Source organism: Streptomyces sp. SID14478, from assembly GCF_010548525.1.
Taxonomy (GTDB): domain Bacteria; phylum Actinomycetota; class Actinomycetes; order Streptomycetales; family Streptomycetaceae; genus Streptomyces.
Genome location: NZ_JAAGMG010000619.1, coordinates 1 through 775, shown reverse-complemented (window position 1 = coordinate 775; position 775 = coordinate 1). Strand labels below are relative to the sequence as shown.

Annotated in this window: 1 protein-coding gene; it reads right to left on the bottom strand. The window is 74.1% G+C overall.

Features of this window, described 5'->3' with window-relative positions:
• Nucleotides 1-203: 203 nt before the first annotated feature.
• Nucleotides 204-775: HAD-IC family P-type ATPase (locus G3I40_RS20295; RefSeq protein WP_164303559.1), on the bottom strand; the 572-nt coding region annotated here is incomplete at its 5' end.

Sequence of the window (775 nt, the reverse complement as noted above, 5' to 3'; positions counted from 1 at the left end):
GTTCCCCGCGCCCCTGAAATGCAGGCGCTTCGCGCCGCATTTCCCCGACGAGATGCCGCCCGGCCAAGACGCGCCCCTGAGATGGCGCACCGAAGGTGCGCATCTCAGGGGCGCGGGGAACTGCGCGAGAAGCCCCACCGGGCCGCGGCCGCCGACGAAACCGGCACCTCGGCAGACGAACCGGCGTCTCCCCCGACCCGGGTTCAGAACCCGGCCCGGAACCGGCGGAGCCTGAGGCTGTTGGCGACGACGAAGACCGAGGAGAAGGCCATGGCCGCGCCCGCGATCATGGGATTCAGAAGACCCGCCGCGGCGAGCGGCAGCGCCGCCACGTTGTAGGCGAACGCCCAGAACAGGTTCGACCGGATCGTGCCCAGCGTCCTGCGCGACAGGCGGATCGCGTCGGCCGCCGCCCGCAGGTCACCCCGTACGAGCGTCAGGTCGCCCGCCTCGATCGCCGCGTCCGTGCCCGTGCCCATCGCGAGGCCGAGGTCCGCCTGGGCGAGCGCCGCCGCGTCGTTGACGCCGTCGCCGACCATGGCGACCGAACGCCCCTCCCCCTGGAGGCGCTTGACGACGTCGACCTTGTCCTCGGGCAGCACCTCGGCGAAGACGTCGGCCCCGTCGATGCCGACCTCCGCGGCCACCGAACGGGCCACCGCCTCGTTGTCCCCGGTCAGCAGCACCGGCCGCAGCCCGAGCGCGCGCAGCCGGCGCACGGCGTCGGCGCTGGTCTCCTTCACGGCGTCGGCGACCTCCAGGACCGCCCGCGCCG